Annotated in this window: 13 protein-coding genes and 1 other annotated feature; of the genes, 5 read left to right on the top strand and 8 right to left on the bottom strand. The window is 44.7% G+C overall.

The window, feature by feature from the left end; all coding sequences use genetic code 11:
• Window positions 1–78: 78 nt before the first annotated feature.
• From HGO97_RS00530 to HGO97_RS00510, 5 genes are all read right to left on the bottom strand, one after another.
• The gene (locus HGO97_RS00530) at window positions 79–642 is read right to left on the bottom strand and encodes an HD domain-containing protein (protein WP_216238395.1); all 564 of its coding nucleotides are present in this window, start codon (window positions 640–642) and stop codon (window positions 79–81) included.
• A gap of 168 nt (window positions 643–810) precedes the next feature.
• Window positions 811–2,253 (bottom strand): proline--tRNA ligase, encoded by a 1,443-nt coding sequence (proS, locus tag HGO97_RS00525; RefSeq protein WP_216238393.1) that lies wholly within the window; start codon window positions 2,251–2,253, stop codon window positions 811–813.
• Window positions 2,254–2,386: 133 nt separating this feature from the next.
• Window positions 2,387–2,594, bottom strand: a binding site (T-box leader).
• 74 nt (window positions 2,595–2,668) lie between these two features.
• Complete coding sequence (locus HGO97_RS00520; RefSeq protein WP_216238391.1) at window positions 2,669–3,808, bottom strand: toxic anion resistance protein; 1,140 nt, start codon at window positions 3,806–3,808, stop codon at window positions 2,669–2,671.
• A gap of 21 nt (window positions 3,809–3,829) precedes the next feature.
• Window positions 3,830–5,254 (bottom strand): 5-bromo-4-chloroindolyl phosphate hydrolysis family protein, encoded by a 1,425-nt coding sequence (locus HGO97_RS00515; RefSeq protein ID WP_216238389.1) that lies wholly within the window; start codon window positions 5,252–5,254, stop codon window positions 3,830–3,832.
• Between the two features lie 181 nt (window positions 5,255–5,435).
• Window positions 5,436–6,410: a calcium/sodium antiporter gene (locus tag HGO97_RS00510; RefSeq protein WP_334299569.1), complete on the bottom strand. Its 975-nt coding sequence runs from the start codon at window positions 6,408–6,410 to the stop codon at window positions 5,436–5,438.
• A gap of 91 nt (window positions 6,411–6,501) precedes the next feature.
• Here HGO97_RS00510 and HGO97_RS00505 point away from each other — a divergent pair, with 91 nt between their 5' ends.
• Window positions 6,502–7,158, top strand: coding sequence for an RluA family pseudouridine synthase (locus HGO97_RS00505; protein ID WP_216238386.1), 657 nt, complete (start codon window positions 6,502–6,504; stop codon window positions 7,156–7,158).
• Between the two features lie 60 nt (window positions 7,159–7,218).
• Here HGO97_RS00505 and spoVG read toward each other — a convergent pair whose 3' ends face one another.
• From spoVG to HGO97_RS00490, 3 genes are all read right to left on the bottom strand, one after another.
• Window positions 7,219–7,506, bottom strand: a complete 288-nt coding sequence (spoVG, locus tag HGO97_RS00500; protein WP_109732663.1) for a septation regulator SpoVG — start codon at window positions 7,504–7,506, stop codon at window positions 7,219–7,221.
• 75 nt (window positions 7,507–7,581) lie between these two features.
• Window positions 7,582–8,700, bottom strand: coding sequence for a glucose-1-phosphate adenylyltransferase subunit GlgD (gene glgD / locus HGO97_RS00495; RefSeq protein ID WP_216238385.1), 1,119 nt, complete (start codon window positions 8,698–8,700; stop codon window positions 7,582–7,584).
• A complete protein-coding gene (locus tag HGO97_RS00490) occupies window positions 8,697–9,971 on the bottom strand; it encodes a glucose-1-phosphate adenylyltransferase (protein WP_216238384.1) in 1,275 nt (424 codons plus the stop codon). The genes glgD and HGO97_RS00490 overlap by 4 nt, the downstream gene beginning before the upstream one ends.
• 214 nt (window positions 9,972–10,185) lie before the next feature.
• Here HGO97_RS00490 and murC point away from each other — a divergent pair, with 214 nt between their 5' ends.
• From murC to HGO97_RS00470, 4 genes are all read left to right on the top strand, one after another.
• Window positions 10,186–11,562 carry a UDP-N-acetylmuramate--L-alanine ligase gene (gene murC / locus HGO97_RS00485; protein WP_216238383.1) on the top strand — a complete coding sequence of 459 codons (1,377 nt, stop codon included), beginning with the start codon at window positions 10,186–10,188 and terminating at the stop codon, window positions 11,560–11,562.
• A 148-nt stretch (window positions 11,563–11,710) separates the two neighbouring features.
• A complete protein-coding gene (locus tag HGO97_RS00480; protein WP_216238382.1) occupies window positions 11,711–12,958 on the top strand; it encodes a DnaD domain protein in 1,248 nt (415 codons plus the stop codon).
• A 13-nt stretch (window positions 12,959–12,971) separates the two neighbouring features.
• Window positions 12,972–13,961, top strand: coding sequence for an ATP-binding protein (locus HGO97_RS00475; RefSeq protein WP_216238381.1), 990 nt, complete (start codon window positions 12,972–12,974; stop codon window positions 13,959–13,961).
• 18 nt (window positions 13,962–13,979) lie between these two features.
• Window positions 13,980–15,164 carry a ribose-phosphate pyrophosphokinase gene (locus HGO97_RS00470; protein ID WP_216238375.1) on the top strand — a complete coding sequence of 395 codons (1,185 nt, stop codon included), beginning with the start codon at window positions 13,980–13,982 and terminating at the stop codon, window positions 15,162–15,164.
• The last annotated feature ends 81 nt before the right edge of the window (window positions 15,165–15,245 follow it).

Here is a 15,245-nt window from a genome sequence, read left to right as displayed (position 1 = left end):
TTATTACGTTTTTTCGGGAAAGTCAAGGGATTTACAACTAATTTCATGAAGTTTTTGCAACTTTACCTATAATTCCCCCTATAATCCCAAATCATCCGCAATACTGCACATTTCTTCCAATGCAATGTCGATAAATTCATCCAGATCAAGCCCGGTGAATTCGATTGCTTCCATATAATCCCGGTTCGCTCCTGATGCGAACCTCAGTTCTCTGAACCTCTTATTGACCGATTTATGCTTGACACTTGTAATTTTTTTATCTGGATAGATCTGGGCAATTGCCTTCAAAAATCCGCTCATCGGATCTGCCGCCAGTACCGCATACTGGAGATTCGTACGCGCTTTCACACCAGATGCCGGATTATGTGCACATATAGCATCGAACAATTCCTGGTCATTTATACCTTCTTTTTTCAAAATTTCCACAGATGTGGGGCCATGCACCTCTGGATGTTCCTGCCATTCACACTGCTCCTCATCCAAATCATGCAGCAATCCGACGATTCCCCAACGCTCCACCTGATCCGGTGCAAGCCTCTTCGCGAGCCCCTTCATGATGGCCTCGACCGCCAAAGAATGCTGGAGATATCTCTCTCCTTCCATATATTTCGTAAGAATCTGATATGCCTCTTCCCTGTTCATTTTCATCGCCTCCGCGTATGTTTTATTCCTTCTTCTTTATACAAAGGGGCCAGACCCTCTTGCAAAAGGGTCAGACCCCTTTGCAAAAGTATCTCACCCCTTCTGCATCATTTTCCTAGCCGTTTTTTATTGTCATAGTCTCTTCCGCTGTATTGTAAGCTTCCGCTCTTAGTATGACTTGCCCCAGTAAACCATGTGTTTCGCTGGTTTTCCGCAACAGATGCAGACATCGGAAAGGTGCTCCTCATCATCTGGGATACATCTGGATGATGCGCCGCCTGTCTGAGCCTTGATCTCATCTTCACATGCCTCATCTCCGCACCACATTGCCTTGATGAATCCGCGGTTCTCCTGGAACTTTTCTTTCATCTCATCCATGGTAACTGCAGTATCGATATGAGAATCTAAGAATGCTTTTGCCTTGTTGAACATATCCTTCTGAATCGTCTCCAGAATTTCAGCCAGTTTTGTTGTGATTTCATCCAGTGATACTACGATTTTTTCTCTTGTATCACGGCGTACAACAACGACCTGGTTGTTCTCGATATCTTTTGGCCCGATTTCAATTCTGGTCGGGATGCCCAGCATCTCCTGCTCACTGAACTTCCAGCCAGGGCTCTTCTCAGAATCATCAATCTTCACTCTGTAACCTGCAGCCTTCAAAGTCTCAAGTAATTCGTTGGCCTTGTCAAGCACACCTTCTTTATGCTGTGCGATCGGTATGACTCTTGTCTGTACAGGTGCAATTCTCGGCGGCAATACAAGGCCGCTGTCATCTCCATGTACCATGATGATGGCGCCGATAATCCTGGTGGAAAGTCCCCAGGAAGTCTCATACACGCTGTGCAGCTCATTATTCTTGTCTGCATATTTAATCTCAAATGCATCCGGGAACGCACTTCCGAAGAAATGGCTCGTTGCTGACTGCAATGCTTTTCCGTCATGCATCAGTGCTTCTACTGTATAAGTATCCTGTGCCCCGGCAAACTTCTCGCTCTCCGTCTTGCGTCCACAGATAAGCGGGATCGCCAGATCATCCTGGATAAAGTCTCTATATACATCGCGCATCGTCAGAGTTCTCTGCTCTGCCTCTTCATAAGTCGCATGAATCGTATGCCCCTCCTGCCACAGGAACTCTCTGGAACGTAAGAACGGTCTTGTCGTCTTCTCCCAACGCAGTACAGAACACCACTGATTCCAAACCTTTGGCAGGTCTCTGTAAGACTGAACTGTTTTGCTCCATAAGTCACAGAATAATGTCTCTGAAGTCGGGCGGATACAGAATCTCTCTTGAAGTCTCTCCAGTCCGCCATGTGTGACCCATGCCACTTCCGGTGCGAATCCTTCAATATGGTCTGCTTCTTTTTGAAGAAGATTCTCTGGAATCAAGACCGGGAGGTATACATTCTCTACCCCTGTATCTTTAAAACGTTTGTCTAAGTCTGCCTGAATATTCTCCCAGATCGCATATCCATTCGGCAGATAGTTCAGGCAGCCTTTCACCCCTGAATAGTCACACAGCTTTGCTTCGCGTACAACATCTGTATACCACTGTGCGAAATCTTCATCTCTCGATGTGATTGATTCAACTAACTTTTTTTCCTTTGCCATAGTGCGTCTCCTTTTCCATTTTCCGAAGCCCTTGCTCCGTTCATTTTGTGTTGGGAAGAAACATACAACTGTATTGTATGAAGCCCCGGCTTTCCTCTAAAACAAAAAATCGCCGAAGCCTTCCTCCCTCTAAAAAAGGGACCGAAAGTCTCGGCGGTACCACCCTAATTAACTGCATCCCATGACACAGTTCACTCATACACCGTTAACGCCGGTTCTACGCCCCGGTTTCCCGTGGCAGCTCCCGGGCCGGTTCTATACCTTCCATGCAGGAGCTTTCACCATACACTCCCTCTCTGTGGCACTTTTACGTATATACTAATCCCGTTCATCGCTCATAGTATTTGTGATTTTACTCGAAAAGCCATTTTTTGTCAAGGCTTCTCAATAAAATCCATGCTCCTTAAAAGACTGATTATGCCTGCACCTGAAGAAGCTTCTGTTTGAGTTCTCCCTCCAGCCTCTGCATCTCACGCTCTGCCTCCTGACGTTTCTGTCTTCCATCTTGCTGAATCTTCATCACCTCATCCAGAGTGGAAATCAGTGATTCATTCGTCGTCTTGAGCGTCTCAATATCCACAATGCCTCTCTCAGACTCTTTTGCTGTCTCAATTGTAGCAATCTTGAGTTTCTCCGCATTACGCTTGAGCAGTTCATTGGTCATATCTGTCACTTCTCTCTGCGCAGCAGCGGCCTGTGCAGAGTGCTCTACACCAAGTGCCAGTACCATCTGGCTCTTCCACAGTGGAATCGTATTCACCACGGTAGACTGAATCTTCTCTACCATCAGTGTGTCATTTCCCTGTACCAGACGAATCTGTGGTGCTGTCTGGATACAAATCGTACGTGTCAATTCCAGATCGTGGATCTTCTTTTCAAATCTGTTGCACATGGAATCCAAATCCTTCGCGGCCTGCGCATCCTCCGGCAATCCGGTCTGCTGAGCTTTCTGTAAAAGCTCCGGCAGCTTTTCATTGCGTACCTGCTGCAGCTTTTTCTTACCTGCCAGTATATACATAGAGAGTTCTTTAAAATAGGTCAGGTTCACTTCGTACATTTTATCCAGAATTGCTACATCCTTCAAAAGCTGTACCTGGTGGTTCTCAAGTACTTTCACAATCTGGTTGATATTTGTCTCTGCCTTGGCATACTTTGCCTTCATAGCTGTAATCTTATTGGAGGTCTTCTTGAAAATTCCAAGGAATCCTTTTTCCTCTTCCTCGTCAAAGTCCTTCAACTCTCGTACGACATCCGAAAGCAGATCTCCTACTTCACCTAAGTCCTTTGTCTTCACATTCTCAAGAGCTGACTCTGAGAAGTCTGCCATCTTTTTCTGTGTTCCAGCACCATACTGCAGGATAACGGATGAATTGGTCAGATCGATCTGATTGACAAATGCATCTACAGCCTTCTTCTCTTCCTCTGTTAAGATGCTGTCGTCCAGGGCCTCAGCTTCTTTTTCCGGCGCTGGCTGTACGACTGCCTGCTTTTCCTGTGGAAAAGGTTCCAGTGTTAATGTCGGGGTTGTTGCAAATGCTTCAAATTCGTTACTCATAGTCTTTCCTCCAAACCTGATTTAAAAATCATCTTTTGTCAGCCCTTCCTGGGCAAGCATTGTATTCAGCACAGAAATATCAGATGACACATCCCACGCTGTATCCTGGAACAAACTGTCCAGTAGTTTTTCAAAGGCCACATTCAAAGTATCCAATGTCTTTTCAATCTCATTCTTAGATGTAATAATATTCTCGCCCTGGACCGGAAGAGAATCTAACTCTTCATAAGCCTCCAACAGCTTCACAGTCGTCGGCAGATAGTACTCCATCAGCCTGCGGATATCCGTGATACTCTCCGGGTTCTGCTCTACTCTGTCGAAAATCTTGTCGACCAGAACCTCCATCCGGGAAATCTTTGCCGAAATCTCCTCCCCGGGAATGGCATCGTTACACTCATGGATCTTCTTAATATATTCATCTCCTGTGCGGATGATCTCCTGCACCTGCGGATCCAACTGCTTCTGCTCCTTTGCCTGCTTTTCCTGCTCCTTTTGCTGCTGCTCGCGGGTAAGCTTCTCCTCCAGCTTCTGCTTTTCCATACGCTCCATCAAGTCATGGTACTGTTCATACGCCTCGTTACTTGTGATCAGGCAGGTCTTCTGTCCGTCTAAATGCCCCTGTCTGAACCATCCCTTACGGATCATCTTTTGAATGTCCTTCACGATGAACTTATTGGACTTTTTTACATGATCTGCAAGACTCTTGATCTCACAGTATTCTTTTTCTCCAAGCACGCTTAAATAACGCTGATATCTCTTCACCTTTCCCAATAGCGAAGTTCCTGCTCCTGCCAGGATGCCGCCTGCGACCGTGAACATTCCAGCCAGGACCGCCAATACAATCATCACGGAAATACCGAGCGGCATGGTCGCCGGAGATAGGAGAATCGATGTTACCAACGCACCTAACGTAAACAGCATCGAAATGCCTACAGTAAATCCCATGACTGTCATGATGATTCCGCCGACCTTGGCACCTGTGGGCTTTGCAAACAGCTCCTGGCGTTTGACTAAGGCATTTGACTGCTCCGCCTGACCGCCGCGCCGCTCTGCAGACCGATATCCAGCGCCATTACCGCGGGCATATGCGCGCTGCTGCTCCCGGTAAAATGCACTGCCTTGGCCCTGCTGATAAGTACCTCCCTGCTGCGTGCCTTTTCCCTGATACATTCCCCGATACACATTCTGATCCTGCTCCCGGTTATATCGGTATGCGTTCTTTTTCTCCCAGCGCGTTCCCTGGGGACCAGAATGATATTGAAAATTCCGAGCCGTCTTATCCACAACATCACCGACGTTATGCAGCCCTTTCTCCAGGGTGTCCATCGCACCGCTGATTGTATTCGTAATCGTTTGATTCAGGCGGTTATAATTCTGGGAGTCTATCGCCTCCTGAACCGTCCTGCTTATATCTTCACCTAATTTCTCCCAATCTTGATTTTCCATTTTTCCTCACCTAAATCTTATTTCACTACAGGTCTGACAGCCCGCCCTTCGGGCTCATCACGACAAATTGCCCTACTAAGACCTTCGAGTCTCCGCCCAAAAAGGGCGTGTGATACGATCTAACTGCTTATCATTTAAAGTATAATAGAAATCCCGTAAAAAAGCAATGTAACTATATAGATTATCTCAGTAGAATAAATACAAAAAATACTGCATAAAACAGAAGGAACATAAATCCTTCCAGCTTAGAGAGACCTTTTTTGCTGATCGAACAGATAAATACCAGCAGACTCGCTACGATCAGGATCACCGTATCCTGTACTGCAAGGGCATTTACAGTAATCGGAGCGATGGAAGCCGATGCTCCCAGAATGAGCAGGATATTGAAAATGTTGGACCCTACTACATTGCCCAATGCAAGATCATTCTCTCCTTTTTTTGCTGCTACCATAGAAGTCACCAGCTCCGGCAGGGAGGTTCCCAACGCTACAATTGTCAGACCGATAAACGTCTGGCTCAGCCCGAAGCTCGCCGCAATATCAGAAGCACTTTCTACTACAAAATCACCACCGATGATGATTCCGGCAATTCCAACCACCACATAAACTGTACTGCGGATAGGCGTCAATGCCTCATATTCTTCCTCTGGTTCCCCTGACTCAGCGATTTTCTTTCTGGAATGCAGTGCATCGATTACCGCAGATACTACAAATCCAACAAAAAGTACCAGCAGAAAAATTCCGCAAGGCCTCGAAAGCACATATTCACGATCCCCTGTCAGAATATCCTGAAACCGGAATCCTGTCAGCATCAAGAAAAGAATGCCTGTAATAACAATTGAAAACGGAAATTCCCGCTTTAAAATGGACCACTTCACCTGAATCGGCTGCACAATTGCACTCGCCCCCAGAACCACCATCAGATTAAATATATTCGAACCGATTACATTGCTAACAGCCAGGTCATTCTTCCCCTGAAGTGCAGCAGTAATGCTGACTGAAGCCTCCGGCATACTTGTCCCGAATGCGACTACCGTAAGCCCGATGACGATCGACGGCACCCGCAGAAGCTTGGCAGCGCTGGAACTTCCATCCACAAAAAAATCCGCTCCTTTAATAAGCAGAAAAAATCCTATAATCAATAATAAATATGTTATCATACTTGACCTCACTTTTCATTTGTACGATAATCAGTGTAGTCAGATTCCACCGAAAAGTCAAGGATATCAAACTAAAGGAGTAAATAAAATGAACCCCGATATACTATATGAAGATCAGGATATTATCGTCTGCGTAAAACCCGCAGGGATTGCAACACAAAGCAGCCGCATCGGCACACCAGATATGGTCAGTATTCTAAAGAACCATATTTACAGAAATTCCGAAAAGAAATCTGAACCCTACCTGTCTGTGATCCATCGTCTGGATCAGCCGGTAGAGGGCCTGCTGGTATTTGCTAAGAACCAACCGGCTGCGGCCAAGCTCAACAGACAGCTTACACAGTACGGCTTTGGCAAGTACTACCGTGCAATGCTGTCCGGTACCCCCAGCCCCAAGGAAGACCGCCTGTGCGACTATCTCGTCAAAGACGGGCGGACCAATTCTTCCCACATCTGTACACAGGATACGCCAGGAGCAAAGAAAGCCGTCCTGCATTACCAAGTCCTCGAATCCAGACCACCCTATTCTCTGGTGGGCGTCACACTAGAGACCGGGCGTCATCATCAGATTCGCGTACAGATGGCACATTTAGGATGCCCAATCGTTGGTGATAAAAAGTATGGAGATGCCTCCCAGGTTCAGACTGCTGATACGCTTCAACTCTACGCCTGTCGTCTCACCTTCAGACATCCTTATACAGGCAGACCAATGGACTTCCATCTTGACCGTTTAAGCTCACTTTGAACGCAAAAAACTGCTGCAGACCCTTCTAGCCTGCAGCAGTTTTTTTATCTACTACTCCAATTACATTTCCCCAAGCACCACTTCCGGCTCTTCTTCCACAGCCTCAGTATACTTCTCCAGGATGATCTTCTGAATCCGCTCTCTTGTGCCAGAGTTGATCGGGTGCGCGATGTCGCGGTATTCACCGTCAAGAGCTTTCTTGCTCGGCATTGCAATAAATAATCCCTTTTCTCCTTCGATTACCTTGATGTCATGAACTACAAATTCATCATCAATCGTAATAGAAACTACCGCCTTTAACTTACCTTCCTTTGCTACCTTGCGCACACGCACATCTGTGATTTGCATAATGTTCAAGTCTCCTTTCTCCGCCTGCATTAAATCTTTTACTTGATTGAGCCCTAAGCACAATAAGCATAACCTTTATAATGCATACCGCTCGTTTTTCTCAACTACCACTTTCACACCATTCTCACCAACATGTCTCGTGTTTGCCCTTATCGTATCGCGACTCTCTACAACACAATTTTCAATGTACGTGTTATCCCCAAGATAAACGTCGTTCAGGATAATGGAATTCTTGATCACGCAGTTATTCCCTACAAATACCTTCTTGAAAATCACGGAATTCTCAACTGTTCCATTAATGATACTTCCGCTTCCCACAAGGCTGTTCTTCACAACGGCCCCAGGATTGTACTTCGCCGGCGGAAGGTCACTCACTTTAGAATTCACTGCCGGGAGCTCTTTGAAGAAATAGTTCCGTACTTCCGGTTTCAGGAAATCCATATTTGTCCGGTAATATGCGTCCACTGTTGAGATGTTACTCCAGTAGCTGTTTATCTTATAACCGTAGATCTTCTTCAGATTCTTATACCGAATCAGAATATCGGTTACAAAATCATGTCTTTCCTCCTCTGCACAATGCTCGATGAGGTCGATCAGTTGTCTTCTCCTGATGACATAAATACCAGTAGAAATTGTCTGTGAGTGAGCCACCATAGGCTTCTCTTCAAATTCTTCGATCCTTGCGGATTCATTCATACGTACTGTACCGAAGCGGGTCGCATCTTCATTCGGTCCCAGCTCCTTGCATACAACAGTAATGTCTGCCTTCTTCGCAATGTGATATTCAAGTACTTTATTATAATCAAGCTTGTACACTGCATCACCAGATGCAATGATCACATATGGTTCATGACATCTTTTAAGAAAATCTAAGTTCTGATAAATTGCATCTGCAGTACCGCGGTACCAATAACCATTCTCTGCTGTGATCGTAGGGGTGAAGACGTAAAGTCCTCCCTGCTTTCTTCCGAAATCCCACCACTTAGAAGAATTCAAATGTTCATTTAAGGATCTCGCATTATACTGTGTCAGGACAGCCACCTTCTGGATATGGGAGTTCGCCATATTGCTCAGTGCAAAATCAATCGCCCTGTAGCTCCCTGCTACTGGCATTGCTGCAACCGCACGTCTGGAGGTCAGCTCCTGCATCTTCCTGTTATTCCCGCCTGCTAAGATAATACCTACTGCTCTCATACTCGATCACCTGCCTTTATTAATGTCTCACCGCTTGCAAGTACTCCATCGCTGTAATCTTCTATGGATGTAACACCACTAATGGCGGTATTCTTACCGATCTGTACTCCAGACGGTACCTTAGAATTCTCTCCGATCGTTGCCAGTCCGCCGCTGTAAATATTCGGCTTATCCTTGTTCGGAACTTCACTTCCGATACCAATCACAACATTATCTCCGATCACTGTGCCTTCTGCAATAATTGCTTTCTCTATTACACAGTTATCGCCGATCGTAACATCTCTCATCAAGATCGAATCTTTGATCACACTTCCCTTACCAACTGTCACGCCGCCCCCAAGCACAGAGTTGCGAACTTCACCGTAGATCTCCGAACCGTTGCTGATAATACATCTGTCAACTACAGACTGCTCTGAAATATACTGTGGTGGAAGGTTCGCGCTGTTGGTATAGATCTTCCAGAACTCTTCATATAAATTAAATTCTGGAATGATATCGATCAGTTCCATGTTCGCTTCCCAATAGGAACTAAGTGTTCCTACATCTTTCCAGTAACCATTATACTCATATGCAAACATTCTCTTACCATTCTCATGGCAATATGGGATGATATGTTTACCAAAATCACAGTTCGGCTGGTCGGAAAGCTTGATCAGAGCATCCCTGAGTACTGGCCAGCTAAATATGTAGATTCCCATAGAAGCCAGATTGCTGCTCGGCTTCTCAGGCTTCTCCTCAAATTCTTTGATCCTGCTCTCATCATCAGTAACGACAATACCAAATCTGCTTGCTTCTTCCATCGGAACCGGCATCGCTGCAATCGTTACATCAGCCTTGTTCGCCTTATGGAAATCAAGCATTACCTCATAATCCATCTTATAAATATGGTCCCCTGAAAGGATCAGGACATAATCTGGATTATAGTTCTCCATGTAATCCAGGTTCTGATAAATCGCATTCGCAGTACCGGTATACCATTCACTGCTTGTACTCTTCTCGTATGGCGGAAGAACAGTCACCCCTCCGACATTACGGTCCAAATCCCACGGAATACCAATTCCGATATGAGTATTCAACCTTAAAGGCTGATACTGTGTTAAGACACCTACAGTATCAACACCTGAATTAATACAGTTACTTAGTGGAAAATCAATAATACGATACTTACCGCCGAAAGCTACTGCCGGCTTGGCCACCTTTGCGGTAAGAACCCCCAGTCGACTGCCTTGTCCTCCTGCTAAAAGCATGGCAATCATTTCCTTCTTAATCATGTCGTCACCTCATTTCTAGTTAGTTGCACTCATTATAGCACACTTTTCTCTTCCGCGCACAATTTTTACAATTTTTTAGCGGAACGTTTTGTCTTTTTGTTAATGTTGCACAAAAAGAACATCTTTAAATTTTCCCCATATATAGTATAATATAAAAAGTAGTAATTGTTTATGACTATTTTAAAGAATTTTTATTTGAGAAAGGGATATTTTTATGTATAAAATTGATTTCCAAAAGCCCATTCATATCCATTTTATAGGCATTGGCGGCATCAGCATGAGTGGTTTGGCTGAGATTCTGATGAAGGAAGGATTTACAGTATCTGGTTCTGATTCCAGAAGATCACCACTGACCGAGCAGTTAGAAAGCAGAGGCGCCCAGATTTTTTACGGACAGAAGGCAGAGAATATCATCGAAGGAATCGACTGTGTCGTCTACACCGCTGCAATCAGCAGAGACAACGCAGAGCTGATCGAGGCTGTAGCCCAGAAAATCCCGATGCTGACACGTGCAGAGCTTTTGGGACAGTTAATGAAGAACTATAAGAATGCGATTGCAGTATCTGGAACACATGGAAAGACAACCACGACTTCTATGATTTCCCACGTTTTACTCGAGGGCGATATGGACCCGACCATTTCTGTCGGCGGAATCTTAAAAGCCATCGGCGGCAATATTCGTGTAGGCAATTCAGATACATTTATCACGGAGGCCTGTGAATATACGAACAGTTTCCTGGATTTTTACCCTAAGATCAGTATTATTCTTAATATAGAAGAAGATCATCTGGATTTCTTCAAGGATCTGGAAGATATCCGCCATTCCTTCCATCAGTTTGCTTCGCTGCTGCCAACGGACGGAACTCTGATCATCAATTCAGATATTTTGAATTATCAGGAGATCTGCGAGGGACTCTCCTGTAATATCATTACCTATGGAAGCTCCAAAAATGCAGATTACAGTGCCCAGAACGTCAGCTATGATGAGAAGGGAAGAGTTTCCTTTGACCTGGTAAGAAAAGGTGAGGAAGCGGAACACATCACACTTTCTGTCACAGGAGACCATAACGTATCCAACGCATTGGCATCCATCGCAGTCGCTGAGCTGCTGGGGCTTGACATGGACACTATTCGAAAGGGACTGCTCTCCTTTTCTGGAACAGACCGTCGTTTCGAGTATAAAGGCTCCTTGAATGGTGTTACGATTGTGGACGATTATGCACATCATCCAACAGAAATCACTGCAACATTAAAGGCCGCTCACCATTATCCACATCATAAACTGTGGTGTGTATTCCAGCCACACACATATACAAGGACCAAGGCCTTTTTCCACGAATTTGCGGAGTCTTTGTCTCATGCAGACCATGTGGTCCTTGCAGATATTTATGCGGCCCGCGAGACAGATACATTGGGAATTTCCTCAAAAGACCTTGCCGATGAACTGAAAAAACTTGGAACAGATGCTTATTACTTCTCCAGCTTTGAGGAGATTGAAAATTTCTTGAAAGAAAATTGTGTTTCCGGCGACTTGTTGATAACTATGGGGGCGGGAGACGTTGTAAACATTGGGGAGGACCTTTTACGCTAAAACTTATCCACATATTCCCCACATAGTTATCTACAAAAAACCCTGTTTTTCCCACAAAGAAGTGCTTTTTCCGCCAAAGATATGGTGCTATAATACGTTTACGCATTGAGAGAGTCAAGTACGAAAACCAAAGGGTAGGGGAAATAACATGAAGACATTAACATTAAAAAATAAATTCCAGACAAACGTAACCTTAATTGCGAATGATTTTATTGATAACTATATGATCAACGCGAATGGGGAGTTCATTAAGGTTTATTTATTCCTGTTGAGGCATCTGGATGATCCGTGTTCTAATCTCACGATCACCACGATTGCCGACTGCTTGAATAATACGGAGAACGACGTCTTAAGAGCCTTCAGATATTGGGAATCTGAAGGACTTTTAAGCCTGGAAAAGGATGAGGACGGAAAGATCATCGGAATCGAGATGGATCGGACACCTTCGATTACACACAGGAAGATGACTGCACCTAAGGTAACAGCAATTCCCGAGAGACCTGCCTTCAAGGAGGTGACTGCTGTAACTGACACACCTGTGGTCAGAGAAGCAGTCGCCATTACAGAAGCCCCTGTGCTCAGAAACGTATCTGCCGCTCCTGAGGCTTCTCTCATCAGAGGAGTAGCTACGGTTCCGGGAACTACCATTTTAAGACAGGTAGAGGCCATGCCGGAAGCGCCTGTTTTTGAAGAGGTCAAGCCTGTCATTGAACAGCAGGCTGCACCGAAAGCAAAAGCAATCCCTCTGACTTCATTTAAGGCACAGAAGGAAATCAAGTCTCTGCTTTTCATTGCAGAACAGTATCTTGGAAAGACTCTGTCCAAGACAGATGTGGATGCAATTACATACTTTTACGAGACACTCGGTATGTCTGCGGATCTGATCGAGTATCTGATTGAATCCTGTGTCGAGAATGGACATAAGAGCATCCATTATATTCAGAAGGTAGCACTCTCCTGGTCTGACAGCGGTGTTACCACCATTGAGCAGGCTCGCCAGCAGTCCGCGAATTACAACAGGAACTGCTACACCGTCTTGAATGCATTCGGTATCAAGAACAGAGGTCCTGCCGCTACAGAATTAATTTATATCAAAAAGTGGACTGAAGAACTGGGCTTTGATCTGGATATCATCCAGGAGGCCTGCAGCCGCACCATCATTGCTACCCACCAGCCCAGCTTTGAATATACGGATACGATTCTGCGTAAATGGCATGAGAATGGTGTCCGTCACTTAAAGGACGTTGCTGTTTTAGATGCAGCATACCAGAAGGAGAAGGCTGCCAGAAGCACTGCCTCCAGCAGACAGAAACCAGTCTCCAAGAATCTGAACAATTTCGAGAGACGAGCTTATGATATGGATTCTTTGGAGGAGCAACTATTAAACAGTAATTAGAAGGAGTACCATTGTGGGATTAAAACCATCACAATATCAGGCTATCATGCGGGATTATGAGCAGCGCCAGTTGAAGAACCATGACACCCTGACCAGACATTATGAAGAAGTCTATCGGAAGCTGCCTGAGTTCAAGTCCTTAGACGACTCCATCTCCATCCTTTCCGTTCAGTACGGTAGGAAGCTGCTGAACGGGGATGATAAGGCTGTGGATTCCTTGAAGGAAGAGCTTTCTATCTTACGGAACAGCAAGAAGGAGCTTCTCAAGTCAGGCGGATTCCCTGATGATTATCTTGAACCAATCTATGACTGTAAGGACTGTAAGGATACCGGGTATATCAATAATAAGAAGTGCCACTGTTTCAAGAAAGCAGTGATTGGTATTCTGTATGAGCAGTCTAATTTGAACCAAATTCTCAGCCAGGAAAACTTTGCTACATTTTCACTAGATTATTACTCCAACAACTATATAGATTCAAAAACAGGGCGTTCTTCCAGACAGGTCATGCAGGATGCCCTGAAAGTATGTCATCAATTTACCGATACATTTGGAAGCGAATTCAATAATCTGTTTCTTTACGGAGATGTTGGTGTTGGAAAGACATTTTTATCCAACTGTATCGCAAAAGAGTTGATGGACAAGGAATTTTCTGTCCTTTATTTTTCCGCATCTAAGTTTTTTTCTATTCTAGCTAAAAATACATTTGACAAAAACAACATTGATGCGCAAAATATGTATGAGTATATTTTTGATTGTGATCTGTTGATCATAGATGATCTGGGGACAGAATTCACGAACACATTTGTAGCATCACAATTTTTCACCTGCATCAACGAAAGGCTTTTGAGCCGCAAATCCACGATCATTTCCACGAATCTTTCACTCGACACTCTGGCAGATTTATACACAGAACGTTCTTTTTCCAGAATTACGAGTAATTATACGATGTTGAAACTGATTGGGGATGATATCAGAATCAAAAAGAAATTAAAAAGAATTTAAAATCAGGGAGGTCAACTCATGTTACACCGAACAGAAAGAACTTTAGAAAACATTCCAGTAGGCGCACTTGGTCTGATCCCGGTTGCCGGTTGTGAAGAGCTCGGCAGCAAGGTCAATGATTATCTTGTAAAATGGCGCAAAGAAAGTGCCATCGAACACAAGGATGATATTGCATTCTCAGGATATGAAAAGGACACCTATATCATTAATACGAAGGTACCGAGATTTGGTTCCGGGGAAGCCAAAGGTATTATTAATGAATCTGTAAGAGGAAAAGATCTTTATCTCATGGTCGATGTATGTAACTACAGCATTACCTACTCACTTTCTGGCAATCTCAACCATATGTCACCGGACGACCACTTCCAGAACTTAAAGCGTATCATCGCTGCCATTGGTGGTAAAGGACGCCGTATCAACGTGATTATGCCGTTTTTGTATGAAAGCCGTCAGCACAAGCGCAACGGCAGGGAATCTTTAGACTGTGCTCTGGCACTTCAGGAACTTGCGCGCATGGGTGTTGACAATATCCTCACCTTTGATGCGCATGACCCAAGAGTACAGAATGCTATTCCTTTGAACGGATTTGAGACCGTACCGTCTTCTTATCAGTTCATCAAGGGACTGCTCCGCAAGGAGAAGGACTTAAAGATCGACAGCGAGCACATGATGATCATCAGCCCGGATGAAGGCGGTACGAACCGCGCGATCTATCTTGCTAACGTACTCGGCCTTGATATGGGTATGTTCTATAAGCGCCGTGACTACACAAAGATTGTGAACGGCCGCAACCCAATCGTAGCACATGAGTTCCTCGGAAGCTCTGTAGAAGGAAAAGATGTGATCATCATCGATGATATGATTTCCTCAGGAGACAGCATTATCGAGGTTGCAACCGAATTAAAGCGCAGGAAAGCGAACCGCATATTTGCTGCCGCTACATTTGGCCTGTTCACGAATGGAATGGAGAAGTTCGATAAGGCTTATGAGGAAGGTCTGATCAATGGCATACTGACCACCAACCTGATCTACCAGACACCAGAACTGCTTTCCAAGCCTTACTATATCAACTGTGATATGAGCAAGTATATCGCACTTTTGATCGATACATTGAATCATGATGGTTCTATCAGCACACTGCTCAATCCAAGCGAGAGGATTCAGCACGTGCTCCAGAAGTACCGGAATGGAGAGGAAATCTAACATTAGGTAAAGCTAATTATAAAGTCAATGATAAGCACGTTCATAAAAGGGCATCCCGCATAGACGATGAATTTCTCTATG

The sequence above is a fragment of the Faecalicatena faecalis genome (assembly GCF_012524165.2).
Taxonomy (GTDB): domain Bacteria; phylum Bacillota; class Clostridia; order Lachnospirales; family Lachnospiraceae; genus Faecalicatena_A; species Faecalicatena_A faecalis.
The sequence above is the reverse complement of the archived record's forward strand: the minus strand, read 5'-3'. Positions and strand labels throughout refer to the sequence as shown.

Excerpts from the sequence above, each read along its gene's own strand:
- glgD (WP_216238385.1), bottom strand. The coding sequence starts at position 8,700 with ATGAGAGCAGTAGGTATTATCTTAGCAGGCGGGAATAACAGGAAGATG.
- HGO97_RS00490 (WP_216238384.1), bottom strand. The coding sequence starts at position 9,971 with ATGATTAAGAAGGAAATGATTGCCATGCTTTTAGCAGGAGGACAAGGC.
- proS (WP_216238393.1), bottom strand. The coding sequence starts at position 2,253 with ATGGCAAAGGAAAAAAAGTTAGTTGAATCAATCACATCGAGAGATGAA.
- HGO97_RS00470 (WP_216238375.1), top strand. The coding sequence starts at position 13,980 with ATGTTACACCGAACAGAAAGAACTTTAGAAAACATTCCAGTAGGCGCA.
- HGO97_RS00515 (WP_216238389.1), bottom strand. The coding sequence starts at position 5,254 with ATGGAAAATCAAGATTGGGAGAAATTAGGTGAAGATATAAGCAGGACG.
- HGO97_RS00505 (WP_216238386.1), top strand. The coding sequence starts at position 6,502 with ATGAACCCCGATATACTATATGAAGATCAGGATATTATCGTCTGCGTA.
- murC (WP_216238383.1), top strand. The coding sequence starts at position 10,186 with ATGTATAAAATTGATTTCCAAAAGCCCATTCATATCCATTTTATAGGC.
- HGO97_RS00520 (WP_216238391.1), bottom strand. The coding sequence starts at position 3,808 with ATGAGTAACGAATTTGAAGCATTTGCAACAACCCCGACATTAACACTG.
- HGO97_RS00480 (WP_216238382.1), top strand. The coding sequence starts at position 11,711 with ATGAAGACATTAACATTAAAAAATAAATTCCAGACAAACGTAACCTTA.
- HGO97_RS00530 (WP_216238395.1), bottom strand. The coding sequence starts at position 642 with ATGAACAGGGAAGAGGCATATCAGATTCTTACGAAATATATGGAAGGA.
- spoVG (WP_109732663.1), bottom strand. The coding sequence starts at position 7,506 with ATGCAAATCACAGATGTGCGTGTGCGCAAGGTAGCAAAGGAAGGTAAG.